We start from the raw sequence: 17,236 nt of genomic DNA, 5'->3' as shown, positions 1-17,236 counted from the left end.
GAATATGATTTTCTTTTTATAAAAGTCGGCGGGTTTTGCTCTCGTTGAGAATTATTTTTGAACTATTTTCACGGTGTAATTGCTAGCCAGGTAACTTCTGCACCGAGAAAAATACCTAAAATAACAAGCCATAAAATGGTCAGCACATCTACAATCGTTTTGGATTTTCTAATGTGGCGAAAGTCAGGCTCCTCACCACCATGCCAATTGGGGTAATCAATGCGACGTTGTTCATAATATCGTGGGCCACCTAAACGACAGCCAATTGCGCTAGCTGCAATACTCAGGAGAGTGCTTTCTTCTTTTTGAAATCGAAAACTCAGGTGAGTCACTCTATTCGAGATGGCCATCAACCCGCCCCACATGCGATAAGGGAACCAATGGAGCATGTGCATCATCAAGTGAATTGCAGAGCCAAAATAGATATTATTCGGCTTTTTACAGGTCCAGGTGTGATGTAACTCCAGCAGCAGTCGATATAAAAATGCCCCCACGCCGCCAAACAAAAGAAAAACAAATGTAGTTGTAAATAATGTTTGTGCACTGCGAAGCATCAACATTTCAGAAGTTGCTTTGGCAATGCCCATTGGGCTTAATGCATGGGTATCTCTTGCCAACCAGGGAGAAATAACATCTTTTGCGGCTTCTTTTTGATCTTTTTCAAGTAACTCTGCGGTTCTTCGCGCCGCGAGGCGAATGGGTCCCCATTGAAGAGAAATAAAAAGCAAAAGACCGTCAAATATTTCAGGAAAACTAAAGAAGAATCGGAAAAGCCAAATCAGGAGCACAAATGGGATGACAACCAAAGCAATGGCCAGCATGCCGGACAGTTTTTGCTGATAGGCCGAACGATTCGGATCTGGATTGACTTTTTGTGCGAGACGCGATGCAAGGAGATGAAAAAATGAAAATGGATGAATGTGCGCTGGCATGGGAAACCAGCGCTCGCAGATAAGACAAATTAGGATTGTACAAACAGGCCAGAACAAGCCCGATTGTTCTATCAAAGTGTCGTTCACAGAACCTTGTCTTTCATCTCTTTGATAAAGTTCAGTACAAGCTCAGATGAATTGATGGATGCCTTTTCTAAATACGCTTCAAATGAATCAGGTGACTCTTTGCCTGCGATATCCGATAAGGAACGAATGATCAAAAATGGGGTTTGCAACATATGCGCAGACTGAGCAATTGAAGCGCCTTCCATTTCAACGGCAAGCATATCAGGGAAATGGCCACGCGTTTTTTCGATCCGCTCTGGATCGCACATAAAGCTATCACCTGTTGCAATCAGGCCTGTTTTAATTTGTAAACCTTGTAAAGATTGAGCAGCTTTTTCTGCCGCAGTAATGAGTGTTTTGTGCGCTGTAAATGCAGCTGGCATTTTTGGAACTTGGCCCATTTCATATCCGAATGCAGTGACATCGACATCATGATGTTTGACTGCATCCCCAATGACAATATCGCCTACATGAAGCGCTGGATCAAACCCACCAGCAGAGCCTGTGTTAATCACACATGCTGGTGAGAAAGTCATGATCATTAATGTTGTTGCAACGGAAGATGCAACTTTACCAATACCTGACTGAACAAGAACGACTTCTTCGCCATCAATTTCCCCAGTGAAAAACTCAAAGTCTGAGATTTTAATGGTTTCTCGATTCACCATTTTGTCTTTTAGAATGGCGACTTCAGGCTCCATTGCGCCAATGATCCCGATTTTCATAAAGCAATCTGCTCTCTTGATTTTATTTGGCTGAAGTATACGCGTGCAACGCTAAGCTGACCAGCCCCGAAAATAGGGCTCGATCAGGATGTCAATAAAATGACGGCAGTGGCAACACTCTAAGTTTGAGCCAATGCGGTTGATTGGGCCTTCATCTGATTCTCAGATAAGACGGGAGTGGATGGCTTGGGTTTAATAATTCTCGGCTTGGCTTTCATTGAGCCTGTTTTACCAATCTTGAATTGAATACACTGGCGAATTTCATCCACTTTATAACCGGGGCGGACTTTGATACGAATATGAGGAAGACCTGCGGATTCCAGTGCGCCTGTAACAAACCAATCCTGACCTGCTTTATGACCTGATTTATCATTGTTGTTGACGAGATCAACAGCAGCAACAATATCCATGGAGTTTTTGTCACAAAGGACGAAGTCAATATATTTTGTATTTGCTTTGAGCATCGCTGCACGCTTTGCGCGAGAGGATGTGCCGTCTTTGATTTCAATGAGATCAGTGAGACGTACACGGCTCATGACTTTATAGTCTTTCCCCATGGCACGTTCAAGCATCGTCAGGAAAGATCGCTCAATACCGGTATACATATTGCTGCGTTTTGTGAAAGGGTATGGATTGCCATTATCCATGAAGCGGCTGACAATCACAGCGATCAGAACACATAACACGGTCAATAAAAAAATCACAAATTCCATACATCGACTCCAATCGGTGTTTTAAGTTACCAACGATTAAGCAAAATTGATGCCAGAAGGTTGTGCGGAAAATTGACAGGCTATTCTCAATATCTATCCCCATTATAAATGTGGATGATAGTCTATCTTAATGTATCAGGTTATAGTTGATTCGTTTAGAAATTTAGGGATTATGCTCATCAATTAAGGGGGAATGATATGACATCTCGCATTGGAGAATTAGAACTCACAGAAACACTCACCCCGGAAGCTTCTTCCATACTCACACCAGAAGCAGCTGAATTTCTGGTCGAACTGGTAAGAGAGTTTCGTCCTCGTTTACAAAGCTTATTATCACAACGTATTGAAAGGCAAAAGCGTTTTGATGAGGGCGCATTACCAGACTTTCTTCCAGAGACACAATCAATCCGTGAAGGAGATTGGCAAGTTGCACCACTTCCAGACGACTTAAAAGATCGTCGTGTAGAAATTACAGGCCCGGTTGATCGCAAGATGATCATTAATGCGCTCAATGCAGATGTGAAAGTCTTTATGGCTGATTTTGAAGATTCACAATCGCCTGTTTGGGAAAAAGTCATCCAAGGTCAAATCAATTTACGGGACGCAAACTTAGGCACTATCAGTTATACCGATCCCAAAAGTGGGAAGCACTATGCTTTGCAAGAAAACCCAGCACTATTGATTGCACGGGTGAGAGGGCTTCACCTTCCGGAAAAGCACTTAAAAGTTGATGGAGAGTCTGTCCCTGGCGCATTAGTTGATTTTGCATTGTATTTTTTCCATAACATAAAAGTTCGTCAGGAAAATGGCACTGGCGTTTATTATTATGTGCCAAAACTACAAGCGCATCAGGAAGCGAAGTGGTGGTCGGATGTTTTTCATTACACAGAGCAAAAGTTTCAGTTTTCAACGGGTACCATTCGTGCGACAGTGCTGATCGAAACGCTTCCTGCTGTATTCGAAATGGATGAAATTCTTCATGAGATGAAGTTCCATATCGCGGCACTCAACTGTGGGCGTTGGGATTATATTTTTAGTTATATTAAAACACTACGTGCACATTCAGATCGTGTTTTACCAGATCGTCAGATTGTGACAATGGATCAACCTTTCTTAAATGCATATAGCCGACTTCTCGTTAAAACTTGTCACCATCGTGGGGCTTTAGCAATGGGGGGCATGTCTGCATTTATTCCGAGCAAGAATGAACGCGAGAATCAAGTGATCTTAGAACGTGTTCGGGCTGATAAACTTCTGGAAGCGCAAAACGGTCATGATGGCACATGGGTGGCTCACCCCGGTTTAGCGGCTACGGTCAATGAAGTGTTTGATGAGTTCCTCGATAATATTCGCGTCAATCAACTGCATGTTAAACGGGAACGAGATCCGCAGATCACTCAGTCTGACTTGTTGGCACCATCGGGGGGGGATCGGACTGAGGTTGGTATGCGCAGTAATATCCGTGTTGCACTTCATTACATGGCTGCATGGATGTCAGGGAAAGGTTGTGTACCCATTTATGGCTTAATGGAAGATGCAGCTACTGCTGAAATCTCCAGAACATCCATTTGGCAATGGATCAAACATGGTAAAGATTTGGCGAACGGAAAGGTTGTGACAACGACGTTGTTTAATGACTTTCTTGAGCAAGAGTCAGCCGTTGTTTTGGAGGAAGTGGGTGAGGAACAATGGCAATCCCTCAATTACGATGCTGCCAAACAACTCCTTCAGCAGATTACGACAAATACATCTTTGGAAGATTTCTTAACAGTCCCTGCATACAAAGCACTTTAAGTGTCGACTGTCTTGCTTTAGTTTACTCAGGCCGCGATATGTTCCGCGGTTTGAGTGATCAGCTTTCTCAACCAAATATGACTGGCATCTTGATGCAGTAGAGGTGACCAGATCATTTTTAACTCCATCGTTGGAATTGCGAATGGCGGGTCAAGAATTTTGATTTGCTCATCAGTCTCATATAAACGTGCTGCACGATAAGGCAAGGTTGCAATCAGGTCCTGTTGTTTAGCTAGTTGCATTGCAACATGATAATTGCGGGTAAACACTTGGATATCACGTTGTTTTCCTAGATTTGCAAGTGCCTCATCGACCCAGCCAAGTTTCTGAATATCCGCCGGGTTCATGCCGACGCCGACACCAAACCCTGTTTTACTCACCCAGATATGTTTTCCTTTTAAGTAAGTATCAAGGTTGAAGTTCTCCAAGATAGGATGGCTGCTGCGAACGAGGCAGGCAAAGCTATCTCGCCAAAGTGTTTTTTGATGAAAGGACTGTGGTAATTCTTCAAAGCGATTAATTGCCATATCGACCTTGCCATTTTCAACATCATGGAAGGACACATCGGAAGGGGTCATGATGTCCAGGGTGGTATTTGGCGCTTGTTCGTGAAGAAGTTGAAGTAATGGTGGGATCAATGTTGATGCTGCATAGTCACTGGCCATGATACGAAAGACACGATGACTGCTATCGGGTTCAAATTCTTTATTCGGTTGCAGTGTTTCTTCCAGTGTGAGCAAAACGCCACGGATAATTGGCTTTAACTCTTTGGCTCTTTCTGTCGGCACCATCCCTTCGGATGTTCGTACAAGAATTGGGTCACTGAGCAAATCTCGTAATCGCTTTAAGCCATTGCTCATTGCGGGTTGCGTGATATTGAGCCGATTCGCTGCTCGAGTGACATTTTGTTCTCGAAGCAGTACGTCCAGATAAACAAGTAGGTTAAGGTCGATGTTATTTATATTCATAGGATTAATGCTGGACATCAAAATTATAAATTGGATGAATTATATCAGGCTTCCCTACACTTTGGAAAACCGCACGAAATATAAGGAAAGAAAGATGGCTGCATATAATTCAACAAATGAAATCAATCGTTTACAGACAGACTGGCTGGAAAACCCTCGCTGGAAGGGGATAAAAAGAACGTATACAGCTGAGGAAGTCATTCGTTTGCGAGGCTCCATAAAAATAGAGCATACATTGGCACAACGCGGAGCTGAGAAACTCTGGCAATTGGTCAGTGGAGGTGCGATAGAGAAATTTGGTAAGGAGTATGTAAATGCATTAGGAGCCTTGACGGGGGGACAGGCAGTGCAACAAGTCAAAGCTGGCTTACAGGCGATTTACCTTTCTGGTTGGCAGGTCGCGGCAGATAATAACTCTGCGATGTCGATGTATCCAGACCAATCTCTCTATCCCGTAGATTCCGTGCCGAAAGTGGTCGAACGGATCAACAATGCATTCTTACGCGCTGATCAAATCCAGTCTTCAAAAGGGATTGATCCTTCTCATCCTGATTTTATCGATTACTTTGCGCCGATTGTGGCAGATGCTGAAGCTGGATTTGGCGGCGTACTCAATGCGTATGAGCTGATGCAAGCGATGATCCGAGCAGGCGCAGCAGGTGTTCACTTTGAAGATCAGTTGGCTTCGGTAAAAAAATGCGGTCATATGGGCGGGAAGGTGCTTGTTCCAACGCAAGAAGCTGTGCAAAAGTTAATTTCAGCGCGTCTTGCAGCTGATGTGATGGGCACAGAAACGATTCTTGTTGCCAGAACAGATGCGAATGCTGCGGATTTGTTGACATCTGATATTGATGAATACGATCACCCATTTTGTATTGGTGAGCGGACTGCTGAAGGGTTTTATCGAACACGAGCGGGGATTGAACAGGCAATCTCACGTGGTTTGGCTTATGCACCGTATGCGGATTTACTCTGGTGTGAAACTGCGAAACCGGATTTGGACGAAGCGAAGCGATTTGCGGAAGCAGTTCGACGGGAGTTCCCGGAAAAACTACTTGCTTATAACTGTTCGCCTTCATTCAATTGGCGCAAGAATCTCGATGATCAGACGATTGCGAAATTCCAAAGAGAACTCGCTGCGATGGGGTATAAGTTCCAGTTCATTACGCTCGCGGGCGTCCATAACATGTGGTACAACATGTTCGATCTGGCCTACGATTATGCACGAAATGATATGACTGCCTATGTAAAGCTACAGGATGAAGAGTTCCAAAGTGCACAGCGTGGTTATACATTTGTCGCACATCAACAAGAAGTGGGAACGGGGTATTTTGATCAAGTCACGAATGTTATCCAGCAAGGAGAGTCCTCTGTCACTGCACTTGCAGGCTCTACAGAAGAAGAGCAATTTTAACGGCACCATACACATTGCCTAATTGCTTAAAACTACATGCGTTTGGATGGTGAACGCCGATAAAGCACGACGTTCACCGTTACTTCACTTCACCACGGATTTACTCAAATAAGTTATCTTTGTTAGAAATCGCTTCACGAACGACCGCATTAAATACTTCGACAATTTCTGGGTCAAAATGAGAGCCTTGAAGTTGATTGATTTCTGATACCGCAGAGAATAAAGTTTTACGTCGATGTTGCTGTTCAACCGCATGAGTTTGGGATAAAAACTTATCCAAGATGGCGATCATTTTAGAACCAATATGAATATTATCGCCTTCCAAATGATTGGGGTAGCCTGTACCGTCGAAGTTCTCCATATGTTGCTCAATCATTTTCGTCGCTTCAGCCCACTCAGGAAATAAATTCATCAATTTTAAAGTGGTGTCTAATGCTCGTTGTACTAACTGCTGCCTGTCACTTGTGTTCCCAGAAGCGTCAAAGAACTCGTGCGGGATAAACGCCATACCAAAATTATGCATGTAGACAGCGGCAAGGAGCTGCGTGTCATCACAGGGTTTATTGAGTTGAAGGTTCATCGCCAGTGCAAGTTTTGCCTGGCGGCGGCTGTGGGCGTGTTTGAAATGACCAAGCTTATCGATCAGACTGGCAAAGGTACTAAAGAGCTGGAAAATCTCAGGAGAATCGGACTCATCGTGCTCATGATCGACTTGTGGCGCTTCTTGACCGTTCATTTTTAAGCATTCAGCTTCAAAATTATCTGATGTGCACCTTTCTAAGTGAAGTAAGACGTTCACCCACTCACCAATATTATTCATGTCCACTTCTTGCTTTTTGCTGATGCTACACATGAAGTTATAAACATTTTCAACTGTATCCAATACGAGTGTTCCGAATGAGAGATTATAAGGAAGTTCTTTATCTCTCACTCTCCGCATAATGGACTCTAAATGATGAATAACGGGGACGAGTGGATCGAGGAAACAAACGTTTAAATTCCCTTTAAATGAGTGAAGATGACGAAAAATCTCGATAAATTTTTCATCAGATAAGCCAACTTGTTCAATGGATTCAACCATATCTTCAATTGTATCTTTGTTTTCCTCAATGGAAGCAAAGAAGTCAGTTAAAATCTCTTCATCGAGTGCCTGGAAATCTTCAAATACATTGTCACTCATGTGGTTGGCTCGAAAATGAACGATTTTTATTCAGTATATTCAGGATTTTCTATTTTTCCTCTTCAAAATCGAAGAAGAAAAAATACATTGGTTGTAAGAAAGAATTGCCACTGAATGAGAAATAAGAAAGTCGCTGGACTTGAATATCCATAAATATTGAAGAAAAATGCATCAAAACCCAATAGGAGTATGCATAAAATGATGGATGAAAAAATCATTGCAGGGATTTCTTACTCGATTGTGACGCCTGCGACTGAAGAAGAGTTTGCACAGTATTACCATTTTCGCTGGGAGCAGTTTCGCAAACCATGGGGTAAACCATTGGGCTCTGAGTGTGATGAATATGATGCTGTGAGTCATCATGTCATGATCCGAGATAACATCGGCCAGGTTGTCGCGATTGGACGTCTACACCACAATAGTATTGAAGAAGGACAGCTTTGTTTTATGGCAGTTAGCCGAAATAGTCGATATCAAGGCGTTGGAACTTTGTTGATTCGGCGTTTGGAAGAAATTGCTAAAGAACAGAGCGTTCAACATCTGGTGATCAATGCACGTGATTCATCTATTCCTTTCTATAAACGGTTTGGCTATGAGGAAATTGGTGAAGCACCGACATTATTTGGACAGCTAAAGCACCAACAAATGCGAAAAACACTCACAGAAACAGCGCGTATTCGCTTTCAACCTAAATGGTGTACTGAGCTTGAAAACGCATGGTACGAAACAATTCCTCTGTCGAAAGCCATGGGGATACGTGTCAAACAGTATACAGGTGACGAGTTTCAGACCTGCGCGGCATTTCCACCGAATATCAATTTACACGGCTCGATGTTTGCTGGCTCAATTTATTCTTTAGCAACTTTAACAGGCTGGGGGATGATCCACCTTCAATTGAGAGCTTTGGACTTGGGAGGCGAAATCGTTTTGGTGGATGCAAATATTCGTTATAAGCAGCCAATTCAAAGCAAGCCGAACGCACGTGTACAATGGAGTCCAGACTTGCAGAACCAGCTGGAAAAGTTAAAAGGAAAACAAAAGACATTGCTTAAACTTCAAGTCCAGATATTGGATGAGGAGAAGGTTTGTGCTCAGTTTGTGGGAACCTACGCGGTGATAAAGCCATAATGAAACCCTTTTCAAAGGTCTTTACATTGTCAGTCACTTTAGCGGCGTGACTGACAATACACTTTTTATGTTTTCGTCCTTAAAATCTATTTTCACCAAAGCCAATACTTATCAATACATACACTCATCAAAACATATATTCATCAAAACCAGTTTGAAAAAAGCTAACCCTGCTTGGGGTGTGTTACTTCGCCTTGATAGATAGGCTCACAATCTTTCACAAGGCCGGTTAACGTGTCGCCAATCTCTGCGAGGGGATTGAGGACCGTGCCTATCAGCGTATCTGTTATTGCACTTGCTGGTGCTGTAAATGGCCCGCTGAGGCGTTGCTCCAATACAGAGCATCCTTTGGGGTTGAGGAGGTGGACGGAAAATCCTGCAAATTCCTGTGCTTTGATATTTAAGCCACCTTGGAGTGCCATCCGATATTTATCGGTACTGAAGGCCGTCTGATTGAGTGTGGCTGAGCCATCTTTCATATGAATTTTTGAGGAAAGTTGTTTGAGTTCCGTCGTTCCTCCAGCGGTTAATGCACCTTTGCCGAGCTCGACAAACTGACTTGCGATGATGCCCACAGGTCCAGTTAACAAAAATCCACCAACATCCAGTAAGCTGGTTTGCTGACTCTCTTGATATCCCTGAATGATATTATTCAGATCAATATGATTGAGTTTCCAATCTTCGCCATGTATACCCAAGTCAACCGCTGACAGGCCTATATAATCATTCGGGTCATTCACAATGAGAGGAGTAAAAATCTCTCCTTTAACTTGCAAAATACCTTGTGTGATATGATCGCTATTTGAAAATTTTGGAATAATTTCTGCTAGGTCAAACTGGCTTTGAGAAATGTGTAATGTGAGTGGGATCTCAGGAGCATTCAGATCGATACTTCCTGCACCTGCCAGCTTACTGTTGCCTGCTTCAAAAGACATATTCTTCAATACAACTTGGCCAAGATGGGCCTGAAAATCAAAAGCCCCTTGCTGCATCGTTAAAGCGCCAATCGTCCCATCTGACCATTCCATGTGACCTTTGATTTGGAAATCTGCAGCTTTATCACCGACAAGAAGCTGATGATTCTTGATCACCTGAATATTTTCTGTTTGCCATTGCAATGCGTTGAGCTGGATCGGTTGCTCAGGAGAGCCTGCCTTCACAGTGATATTTTGACCGTTGCACTGGCCAATACTGAGTGCCGCGATGGGGAGTTGACTTGATTCAGTCTGTTCAGTTGATTTGTTGTTAGGTTTTTCCTGATTTTTCTGGAATTGATTTGTATCCAGTTGGAGATTTTGTAGCAGTACTTTTTGTAAGTGAACGCTGTTCCCTTTTAGAAGATCAATTTCCCCAGACACTTCAACAAGTCCATTGAATATGCTGGATTTCAAAGGCTCCAAAATGACTTTTCCAGCAGCAACTCGGATTCCGGCTTCAGTATTGGTTGCTTTGAGTTGAGGTGTATCCAGTTTTTCCAAAGAGAGCTGAAGCTCCGCGAAAACTTTCTCAAGAGAAAAACGGCCGTCTTGGATCAGGTCTATTTGTTTACCTTCCAGCTGAAAATTGACCGCTTCGATATAGCCATTGGGTGACTTTATGACGAGATTGACCGGCGCAATATTTGTGTTTGCCAAATGAAGCGCCTTGAGGCCAGAGTTTCTTGATTCTGATTCATTTGTCTTCGGGGACTTTTCTTTTGATGACTCTTTAGGATCCGTTGAGGTGTCCCAGTTGACCTCCACCTTTTGGATTTGTAAGTTTTCGATATTGGCCTCACGAAAAAGCATATCCCAAAAGGAGAAATTCACTTGGATAGAACCAATGTTTAACCTTTGGTTTTTATTCTTCTTATGCTGTACATGGAGGCCTTTGATTGTTAGCTTATTCGGTTGGTAGAGTACAAAGTCAATCTCGTCCATGGTGATATTGAATCCAGTATCTTTAGATAATGAACGGCTGATACTGCCTTGGAAAAAGTTTAAATTAAAGACAAAAAAGAGCGCAATGAAGAGGACGAGAAGGCCAAGTAAAGCTTGTTTGATGAATTTTTTGATTGTGTCGGATAGCATAAAAAAGGTCAGTGCACATTGTTGTTTCTTTGTATGATGGCAGAATTTGCAACAAATTAGCAAGATGGAAAAAAAGGGACATGATTGTCCCTCTTCATATGAATTGACCTTGTATAGACATCATGCTTACTAAAGGCCGGACAGTTCTTCTGTGACCAACAAGTGTGGTCAACAAGCTCTCTATCCGTTTATGTTTTAAATTGCATGAGAAGTGCATGTAACTCGTGCGAGGTTTCATGCATTTTCTTTGACTCAGTTTCAAGAGCTCGTGAGCGTTGTGTCGTATTCTCGACGTGATCCTGGATCGCATGGAGAGACTCATTGATTGACTCTGCAACGACACTTTGTTGTTCTGTTGCAACTGCAATCTGATGGTTCTGCTCTTTCACAGTTGTAATTGCTGCATTGATCGCCTGAAGTGATGATTGTACGTTTTGGGTCAGTTGAACGCCTTCATGTGTGAGTGTTTGGCCTTCTAACATGACTTCGGAAGCTTCTTTTGAGATACATCGAAGTTGCTCAATCATTTGACGGATATCATTTGTTGATTCTTGTGTCCTGCTGGCTAATTCTCTGACTTCACCAGCGACAACAGCAAAGCCACGGCCTTGTTCACCGGCTCTGGCTGCCTCAATTGCTGCATTGAGGGCGAGCAGATTTGTTTGATCAGCAATTGTGTTAATAACATCTACAACAGCACCAATATTCTCTGACTCTTTTTCTAATCCAGCAACGACTGTGGCTGCCTGCGCCATGGAACCCTCTAACTGGATCATCTGCTGCATTGCATTTTCTGAACGCACAAATCCGGATTGTGTTTGAGATTCGGCGTCATCTGCTGCATGACTGGCTTGATGTGCGTTCAATGATATCTCTTGAATCGTTGATGTCATTTCTGCGACAGCCGTGGTCACACTCTCCAACTGTGTCTTCTGGTCTTGAATTTCTCTAGAAGTAGCAGTGGAAAGTTGGTCGAGTGTGCCGGAAGATGAGGTGACTTTATGGGATTGCTCAGCAACGTGTATCAGAACTTGTCTTAGCTTTTGCACAAATTGATTAAAATATTCAGCGAGAGCGCCGACTTCATCTCGGGAATGAATATCGATACTTTGTGTTAAGTCGCCTTCCCCTTGGGCAACATTTCGCATTGCAGCACGGAGGTGGTGAATAGGCCGTGTGACCTTTCGTGTTCCCAATGTCATCACAGAGAGGAGAGCGATCACAATTGTGAATGAGGTGAGTATTGCGGCCCATGTTGCATCCCAGACTGGTTCATGGATCACCGATTGTGGTAATAGAAAAACCAGTTGCCAGTTCATTTCTGGAAATTCTTGTTGCAAGCGCTGTGTAAAAACCTGATAGGGAATGTCGTTGATAGACACAGTTGGACTTTGAGTCGATATGTTTTCACCTTTAGATATCTGATCGAAATTGAGTTTCTCAAAACCAGCCATGCCTTTTGTGTGTATCAGCTGATTCAATTGTCCATGTTTTTCTGCAAGCTGTACGCCTATTTCTTGTGGAAAGTGAACAATATTTTGATGCTGATCAACGAGGATGGTATAGCCATATCCTTGATATTGAATCCGATCAATTCGTTGTCCGATTTGATTGAGATCCAAATCAAGTCCGCCAATACCAATCAACTTCCCATAACGGTCTTTGACAGGCAACATCAGTGCGCTGGAAATAATCCCTGTCGTGAGATCAGGAGAGGGAGGTGCAAGTGTTGGATGTGTGTATTGGGTGGCTTCTTGATACCAGGCTCTTGTTCTCGCGTCGTAAGGAGACGCGTTTGGTGTATCTGGTGTTGGTTCGCCAGTGATCTCGTTTTCTCGAAAGTATTCTCCCGTCAATGCACTGGCAAAGAATGCAGATAAAATATTGGGATCTTGCTCAGATATTTTTACAAACGTAGCATTAATTGCTTGGTAGCCAGGCGAGGCATGGTAATCTTTTCCGCGTATATTTTGTTGCTGAAACCATGCCTGAAATTGTGGTGCTTTTAGGTAAGTTTGTGCGATTGCTGCGTATTGAGTAAAGTAACTTTTTACGCTTTCTGCTTCTGACTTCATCAGTGTTCGGACATCAAGGTCCACACGAACTCTGCTTTGAGAGGCAATCAATTGAATCAAAAAGAAAGCGCAGATGAGTAAAAGAATAGAGACAGTACCACCAACATTGATTAGAATTTTACGTCTTAAGGAGGATACGGCTTTCATCAAAGTGTCCCTGAGAATTTCGTTCAAAAATTCCATCAAACCATAGCTGATGAAGGATTGCAAACCTCAATAAAGTGTATCTTATTGAAATTATTGTATAAAAATTATGAAATCAATTTTAATTGTTGGTGGTGGCTGGTTAGGTCTTCCTTTAGGTGAAGATTTATCAGCACTTGGGTTTTCCGTCACAGTGACGAAAACAACGCAGGCGGGTGTAGAAAGTCTGCCTACTTCATTGAATGGGCTTCAGTTATGCCTTCCAAATGCGAGTTGTCACGTGAATTTATCTTCATTTGATGTCATCGTTGTTTGTATCCCACCTGGGCTGAAAAAGGAGCCGACAGGTACGCGCTACATTGAGAAATTAAAGGCGCTGTACCAACGATTACTTTCACAGAAAACGCATCTGATCTTCTGTAATTCAACGGGAATTTATGAAGGAATAGAAGGAGACTGTGATGAAATGACGACACTGCCATGCGGCTCACAAAAATCTTCAATACTCTATGAAGCAGAACAACTGACTCAAGCACAAAACTTTCTGAGGCTGACCATTCTCCGGTTGGGGGGCTTGGTTGGTGCTGACCGAGTTCCTGGGCGGTTTTTAGCAGGCAAGCGGGCACTCAAAGGTGCTGCACATCCGGTGAATCTGGTTCATCAGTATGATGTGATCCAGGCAATCATTCATTGTATACAAACGGAGCTTTCAGGGACATTTAACTTAGTGTCACCATTGAGATGTACTCGAAAATTGTTTTATACAAAATCAGCAATGTTACTGCAACTAGAGCCGCCGGAGTTTATGATGGCGGATACTTCTCTAGGGCGGCGTGTATCAGGTGATCGAATTACCATGACGGGTTTCAATTATACTTGCTGTACATTCGAGCAATTGATGGATTTTCAGCAGCAATGAAGGTTCTTCAAGGCCTGTAGGCACAAAATTTACCTTGAGTTTGATTTCGTATTTATTTTTCGGTTGGGTAAAATAATGCGGATCTGATCAAGGTACTCTTCTTTAATAATGGGCTATGCTCAAACAAGTGCGCCTAATTAATCATCGTATGAAGGAAAGTCACTATGAGCCAGCCCCCTATCATTGATGTAGACAGAGGGATACAACTTGCTGCGAACAGCCAAAGTCTTTATATCCAGTTATTGACTACTTTTGTGAATCAATATGAAGAGTCAGCGACACAATTGAGAGCGCACTTCCAAAATCAATCCTACCAAGATGCGCTACAGGTTGCTCATACCATGAAAGGTGTTGCTTCAACATTGGGGATCACTCAATTGGGAGAGACTGCAAAAGAAATGCAAAATGCGCTCAAGCAGGAAGAACCTCAAGTTGCGGAGTCATTGATGGATGATTATGAGAAGCAATTGATCCAAGCTTTAGCGGAAGCGAGAGTGTTGATTAGCTCCCAATCTTGATGTTTAAATTCCATCGTTTTTCATTCCAGTGTTTCATGTGGTTATCAATCGTTGAATTGAGGAGCGAATCTGCGATTTATTTTTAAACGAATCAATTCATAACCGGTATGATTTTTACTCATAAAAGATGGTGATAAAAGTAGCCATACAAATTTGTGATAGAAGCATTCTAAATTTATTATATAATCCTAAATCATTAATATCAGGTAGATTATCAGCGATTTATCATAACTTCATAAAGTTAATGATGAGTACTTTTGCCATCATGTCCCTGACCCAATTACCCCAAGTAAGAACAATAATTGAAGAATGGACGCAATACTCACAATATCCTGCCACCTTGGAGGATGGATTGTCTCGGTGATCGATTCATCCTCCTTGGCTTTTTTTCAATCGTTCATGATAACAGCCGTTTTAGGGTACCCTCAGTAAAAGCTCACTGTGATAGTTATCAACGAAATTATCGACTCTAGAAAAAGCAGTGTGCTTTCATTGCTAAGGGACTTCATGACTGAGGGCTTATGACCGATCAGTTTTGAACTTTTGTGTTGAGACTGCGAGTTGATTGGAGAGTTGACTGACTTGTTGGCTATATTCGTGTGTTGAAGCGGCTTTAGAAGCGTTTTGTTCGGAAATGGATAGTGCTTGTTCAATACTATCGTTAATTCGCTCTGCCAATTGGTGTTGTGTACCTGCTGATTCTGCGATTGTTTTTCCTGTCTTACTAATGAGTTTGACAGCATCTGTGATTGCAAGAATCGATTGATTGAGGACATGCGTTTGATCGGCACAATCCATTGCTGTTTTTTGACCTGCGCGGATCGCCTCTACTGCTTTAACGGTTTCTGTTTGTAGTGTTTGTATCATGGATTGGATTTCTGCCGTAGACTGTTGTGTTCTTGCCGCCAACGAGCGAACTTCATCAGCGACAACTGCAAAACCCCTTCCTTGTTCGCCTGCTCTGGCTGCTTCGATAGCAGCATTGAGTGCGAGTAAATTTGTTTGTTCCGCGATACCTCGAATGGTATCGAGAATACTACCAATATTTTCTGACTCCTCCTGAAGTGTACTCATGATCCCTGTTGCTTGTTTGAGTTGTTCGGTCAGTTGACCCGTTCTTTCTTTATTCTGTATGGCAATTTGTCCCATTTGCTCGCCTTCTTCTAATGCAGAAGACATTTGATCGACTGCAGCATGAGCCTGATCGTCAACAACTGTGGCTGAATCTTTCACTTGATGTGCGACTTCTGTCACATCAAAGAGTTGGGCTTTTTGCTGCTCCAGTTTATTTTGAATGCCGGAAACTTCCGTGGCTGAATATTCAGCATTTGAAACAAGTGCTTCAGCTTTTTTGGCAAGTGCCTGTATCAAGTGATGCAAATCATCCGTTACCTGATTGACATTGGTTGCGAGTTTACCAAATTCGTCTTCTCTGTTGATTTGCAGGTGTTGTGTCAGATCCCCCTTGGCAAGATTTTTAAGGACAGTGTTGATGGAGGCAAGAGGTCTGCTCATGGATATCACAGTCACAAATGCAATGAGTGCTGCAACAATGGTTAAAATCAGGGTCAGAATGACGTTCACCCACTGACCGCGTTCTATTGAATGCATCACAGCATCTTGTAACGAATGAAAATGTTGCTTGACCTTTTCTATCAATTTATCTAATGCGGTAACTGAAAGGCTGACAGCTTGTTCTGATGCTTTTAATTTTTTCCAAGAGTCATCTGTGCTTTTTAAGATTCTATCTTTGAGATCAACAATGTTATTTTCTGCTTCAAATTGCGATTTGAGCTGTTCATATTGTTTGATGAAGTCCCCCCAAATGGTTTGTGCTTGGGGGATATCTGTAATCAACCGACTTAAGAAATCTAAATTGTTTTTGAGGTCACCAAGTGCAAATTCTAAGCTGTCTTTTGCATCCGATAATGTTTGTTGTGATTGCGTTGTATAGATCTCTTTTGTGGTATTAAACAGAGCAAGAAATTGACCATCCAAGCGGCTGGCTGCACCAGAAATTAATTCTAATGTTTCTTGGTTCTCGCTGCTTTCCAGATAGGTTAGTTCGAGCAACAATGCTCCTGCTTCATCAATACCGCCTTCGAGTGCTTCATACATCTTGTCGAGGTCGACTTTTGTTTCAAAATATTGTTTGCGTGATCGGAACATGGCATCAACTGCTGTTCGATAATCATTGTAATGCTTTTGTGAATCAGTTAGAGCAGACGAAAATTCTGATGCTTGTGCAGAGGTCGTATTTTTGCTCGCTTCTTTGATGAGTGCATTGAGGTCTGAAAGAGCGCTTTCATAGTGTTGTTGTGCCTGCTGGAAGGTTGCTTGATTTGCCTGTAATTTTGAGAGTGTATCGTCATTAAATGCAATTGTGGTTAGCTTTGCCTGTTTGAGCAAAGCAATTTGCAGATGATTACTCGCTTGCTCGATGGGAAGTGCACTTTCTTCAATTTGTGTGGTTGCTTGCGCAATTTGATTCAAATTAAAGTTGACGCTGATACTCGACGCAATCAGAAAAATAATTATGAGCACAAAGCCAAAAATAACTTTCTGGGCGACGGTCAGCTTCATAAATTAAT

General features: G+C 42.6%; 13 protein-coding genes. 5 read left to right on the top strand and 8 right to left on the bottom strand.

What is annotated here, in order from left to right:
• Window positions 1-68: 68 nt before the first annotated feature.
• The 3 genes from C505_RS0112805 to C505_RS0112795 all read right to left on the bottom strand — a co-directional run bounded on the left by C505_RS0112805 (window position 69) and on the right by C505_RS0112795 (window position 2,436).
• The gene (locus C505_RS0112805; RefSeq protein ID WP_157369020.1) at window positions 69-1,019 is read right to left on the bottom strand and encodes a cobalamin biosynthesis protein CobD/CbiB; all 951 of its coding nucleotides are present in this window, start codon (window positions 1,017-1,019) and stop codon (window positions 69-71) included.
• Entirely contained in the window at window positions 1,016-1,723 is a 708-nt protein-coding gene (gene mtnN, locus C505_RS0112800) for a 5'-methylthioadenosine/S-adenosylhomocysteine nucleosidase (protein ID WP_018693013.1), read from the bottom strand. The genes C505_RS0112805 and mtnN overlap by 4 nt, the downstream gene beginning before the upstream one ends.
• A gap of 119 nt (window positions 1,724-1,842) precedes the next feature.
• A complete protein-coding gene (locus tag C505_RS0112795; RefSeq protein ID WP_018693012.1) occupies window positions 1,843-2,436 on the bottom strand; it encodes a DUF2726 domain-containing protein in 594 nt (197 codons plus the stop codon).
• 198 nt (window positions 2,437-2,634) lie between these two features.
• Between C505_RS0112795 and aceB the strand changes: the two genes are divergently transcribed.
• Entirely contained in the window at window positions 2,635-4,230 is a 1,596-nt protein-coding gene (aceB, locus tag C505_RS0112790; RefSeq protein WP_018693011.1) for a malate synthase A, read from the top strand.
• 26 nt (window positions 4,231-4,256) lie between these two features.
• Here aceB and C505_RS0112785 read toward each other — a convergent pair whose 3' ends face one another.
• The gene (locus C505_RS0112785; RefSeq protein WP_026317941.1) at window positions 4,257-5,198 is read right to left on the bottom strand and encodes a LysR family transcriptional regulator; all 942 of its coding nucleotides are present in this window, start codon (window positions 5,196-5,198) and stop codon (window positions 4,257-4,259) included.
• 94 nt (window positions 5,199-5,292) lie between these two features.
• On the opposite strand from C505_RS0112785, the gene aceA reads away from it, so the two are divergent.
• Entirely contained in the window at window positions 5,293-6,612 is a 1,320-nt protein-coding gene (gene aceA, locus C505_RS0112780) for an isocitrate lyase (RefSeq protein WP_018693009.1), read from the top strand.
• A 100-nt stretch (window positions 6,613-6,712) separates the two neighbouring features.
• On the opposite strand, the gene C505_RS0112775 is transcribed toward aceA, so the two are convergent.
• The gene (locus tag C505_RS0112775) at window positions 6,713-7,792 is read right to left on the bottom strand and encodes an HD-GYP domain-containing protein (protein WP_018693008.1); all 1,080 of its coding nucleotides are present in this window, start codon (window positions 7,790-7,792) and stop codon (window positions 6,713-6,715) included.
• A 198-nt stretch (window positions 7,793-7,990) separates the two neighbouring features.
• Between C505_RS0112775 and C505_RS0112770 the strand changes: the two genes are divergently transcribed.
• Window positions 7,991-8,920 (top strand): bifunctional GNAT family N-acetyltransferase/hotdog fold thioesterase, encoded by a 930-nt coding sequence (locus C505_RS0112770; protein WP_026317940.1) that lies wholly within the window; start codon window positions 7,991-7,993, stop codon window positions 8,918-8,920.
• A gap of 164 nt (window positions 8,921-9,084) precedes the next feature.
• Here the strand turns inward: C505_RS0112770 and C505_RS0112765 are convergent, their stop codons facing one another.
• Window positions 9,085-10,989, bottom strand: a complete 1,905-nt coding sequence (locus tag C505_RS0112765; protein ID WP_018693006.1) for an AsmA family protein — start codon at window positions 10,987-10,989, stop codon at window positions 9,085-9,087.
• 188 nt (window positions 10,990-11,177) lie between these two features.
• Window positions 11,178-13,211: a methyl-accepting chemotaxis protein gene (locus tag C505_RS0112760; RefSeq protein WP_026317939.1), complete on the bottom strand. Its 2,034-nt coding sequence runs from the start codon at window positions 13,209-13,211 to the stop codon at window positions 11,178-11,180.
• A 106-nt stretch (window positions 13,212-13,317) separates the two neighbouring features.
• On the opposite strand from C505_RS0112760, the gene C505_RS23730 reads away from it, so the two are divergent.
• Window positions 13,318-14,127, top strand: a complete 810-nt coding sequence (locus C505_RS23730) for a Rossmann-fold NAD(P)-binding domain-containing protein (RefSeq protein WP_018693004.1) — start codon at window positions 13,318-13,320, stop codon at window positions 14,125-14,127.
• A 164-nt stretch (window positions 14,128-14,291) separates the two neighbouring features.
• Window positions 14,292-14,645, top strand: coding sequence for an Hpt domain-containing protein (locus tag C505_RS0112750; protein WP_018693003.1), 354 nt, complete (start codon window positions 14,292-14,294; stop codon window positions 14,643-14,645).
• A 519-nt stretch (window positions 14,646-15,164) separates the two neighbouring features.
• Here the strand turns inward: C505_RS0112750 and C505_RS0112745 are convergent.
• On the bottom strand, window positions 15,165-17,228 hold the full coding sequence (locus tag C505_RS0112745; protein WP_018693002.1) for a HAMP domain-containing methyl-accepting chemotaxis protein: 2,064 nt from the start codon (window positions 17,226-17,228) through the stop codon (window positions 15,165-15,167).
• Between the last annotated feature and the right edge of the window lie 8 nt (window positions 17,229-17,236).

Origin of the sequence: Algicola sagamiensis DSM 14643 (genome assembly GCF_000374485.1) — a bacterium.
Classification (GTDB): Bacteria; Pseudomonadota; Gammaproteobacteria; order Enterobacterales; family Alteromonadaceae; genus Algicola; species Algicola sagamiensis.
Note: the sequence above shows the minus strand (reverse complement) of the source record. Positions and strands in the feature narration are given on the sequence as shown.